The sequence below is a fragment of the Tepidimonas sp. genome, from assembly GCF_046292505.1.
Classification (GTDB): Bacteria; Pseudomonadota; Gammaproteobacteria; order Burkholderiales; family Burkholderiaceae_C; genus Tepidimonas.
The window spans coordinates 1-1,935 of the sequence record NZ_JBKBQX010000063.1 but is presented as its reverse complement, the minus strand read 5'-3'; the positions used below and the strand labels follow the sequence as shown (position 1 = coordinate 1,935).

Here is a 1,935-nt window from a genome sequence, read left to right as displayed (position 1 = left end):
GCTCAGCGATGAGCTGGTTTTCGCTCGGGGCCTCGACGGGCGCGGGATGGACGGAATCGGTCATGGCACCACCCGCCCGAAAAAGATCCTTCGACCTACGGCCTGATCACCTACCTGTGGGTGACGGGACTCGCTGCCTGGGGTGGCCTCGTCAATTTCTATCGCAAGGTGAAGTCGGGCGAGACCCGGGCCTTCAACGTGGTCGAGCTCATCGGCGAGATCGCCACAAGTGCGTTTGCCGGGCTCATCACCTTCTGGCTGTGCGAGGCCGCACAGATCGATCCCCTGGTCACGGCAGCACTGGTGGGCGTCTCGGGCCACATGGGTGGCCGGGCCATCTACCAATTGGAGCGCTGGGCGCAGACGCGCTTGGGTAATTCCACCAGCAAGGAGCGGTCATGAACACCATCGACACCATCCTCGACGAGATCATCCGCCGCGAGGGCGGCTATGTGAACCACCCGGTCGACCGGGGCGGGCCGACGAACTTCGGCATCACCGCGCAGACGCTGGGCAGCTGGCGCCAGCTCGGTCGCCCGGCCACCGCTGCCGAAGTCCAGGCGCTGACGGAAACCGAGGCCCGTGCCATCTACCGCCAGCAGTACATCACCGGCCCTGGGTTCGAGACCATCACGCATCCAGCGCTGCTGCACCTGCTGGTCGATGCTGGTGTGCATTCCGGGCCGAAGCGAGCGGTGCAGTGGCTGCAGTCGGCGCTCGGCGTCACGGCCGACGGCGTCATCGGCCCCAAGACCCGCGCCGCACTGGCTGCCGCCGATCAAGGTGTGCTCTACGGTAAGGTGCTGGGCCAGCGCTTGCGCCACCTCGGTCGGCTGATCACCAACGATCCGAAGCAGTCGGCCTTCGCCGCTGGCTGGATGAACCGAATGGCGGAATTCGTGGAGGGCACGGCATGACCCCGATCCTCACCACATTGGCCCCGGGCCTGATGGAAGCGGGTAGTCGCCTGATCGACCGCTTGGTGCCGGATCCAGCCGAACGCGAGAAAGCCAAGCTCGCGCTGCTGCAGGCCGAGGGGCAGCTGGCGCTGCAGGAGATGCAGACGAGTCTCTCGGCGATCCTGGCTGAGGCCAACTCGCAGGACCCCTGGACCAGCCGGGCACGGCCGACGTTTCTGTACGTGATCTACGGCGTGATCCTGCTGTGCGTGATGGGTGCCATCATCGGCATCTGGTGGCCGACGCACGTCTTCCAGGCGGCGGAGAACCTCAACAAGCTGCTGGGTGCGGTGCCCGAGAGCCTGTGGTGGCTCTTCGGTGCCGGCTACCTGGGCTACACCGGGGCGCGCAGCTTCGACAAGTGGCGTGGGCGGGTTCGGTAGCTAGGCATTGAGCATCGCCTGACCCGCCCAAAACACCCGCAGACCAACGGCATGGTGGAGCGCTTCAACGGTCGTATCGAAGAGGTGCTGCGCAGCCATCACTTCCTCAGCGGCGACGACCTGTAGCTAGCACTCTTGCGCTACGCTTGGGATGGAAGGCTGAGGACTAACTCCGACACCCGCCCATCTTCGCATCACGCCGCCGCTCTTCACGACGGCTTGCCGCCACCACCGCGACCTGCCCCACCCTTGGAGCGACTCTCTCGCCACCACGGATGCGGCGGATCCTCAAGCATCACGTCAAACACATGCTCGCCCTCGAACCCCGCCTGCTCGAACTCGTTGATCCACTCCTCCATCCCGTCGATCGCGTCATCGGGGATGGGTTGCCCTGGCATATGCTCATAGATGACTTTTCTCACGATGCCTCCGTGACGTATGCGATGCACCGACGGTACTGGTCAGATTCGCTGTCCAACGACAGCTGCCCCCACCAGCTGGTCCTAAGAAGCAAATCCTTGCCGATCTTGTGTCCGCCGATCTTCAAGTCGGACAGCAACCATCTCGTGCGCGGGTCATCATTGTCAAGCACC

Annotated in this window: 4 protein-coding genes and 1 pseudogene; 4 read left to right on the top strand and 1 reads right to left on the bottom strand. The window is 64.4% G+C overall.

The genetic code is table 11. From position 1 onward, the window contains the following. Positions 1–120 precede the first annotated feature (120 nt). The 4 genes and pseudogenes from ACK4TH_RS11560 to ACK4TH_RS11545 form a co-directional block, all read left to right on the top strand. Complete coding sequence (locus ACK4TH_RS11560) at positions 121–402, top strand: phage holin family protein (protein ID WP_409626625.1); 282 nt, start codon at positions 121–123, stop codon at positions 400–402. After that, positions 399–917 carry a glycoside hydrolase family 108 protein gene (locus tag ACK4TH_RS11555; RefSeq protein ID WP_409626623.1) on the top strand — a complete coding sequence of 173 codons (519 nt, stop codon included), beginning with the start codon at positions 399–401 and terminating at the stop codon, positions 915–917. Before ACK4TH_RS11560 ends, ACK4TH_RS11555 begins: the two co-directional genes overlap by 4 nt. Next, entirely contained in the window at positions 914–1,342 is a 429-nt protein-coding gene (locus ACK4TH_RS11550) for a holin family protein (RefSeq protein ID WP_409626621.1), read from the top strand. Before ACK4TH_RS11555 ends, ACK4TH_RS11550 begins: the two co-directional genes overlap by 4 nt. Next, positions 1,343–1,465: pseudogene (locus ACK4TH_RS11545) on the top strand (integrase core domain-containing protein); the annotation flags it as partial. It abuts the gene before it with no gap. A gap of 86 nt (positions 1,466–1,551) precedes the next feature. Here ACK4TH_RS11545 and ACK4TH_RS11540 read toward each other — a convergent pair. Then, complete coding sequence (locus ACK4TH_RS11540; RefSeq protein ID WP_409626619.1) at positions 1,552–1,764, bottom strand: hypothetical protein; 213 nt, start codon at positions 1,762–1,764, stop codon at positions 1,552–1,554. Positions 1,765–1,935: the final 171 nt, after the last annotated feature.

Bases quoted from the DNA above. Each gene is read 5' to 3' on its own strand.
- ACK4TH_RS11555 (WP_409626623.1), top strand. From the start codon at position 399: ATGAACACCATCGACACCATCCTCGACGAGATCATCCGCCGCGAGGGC.
- ACK4TH_RS11550 (WP_409626621.1), top strand. From the start codon at position 914: ATGACCCCGATCCTCACCACATTGGCCCCGGGCCTGATGGAAGCGGGT.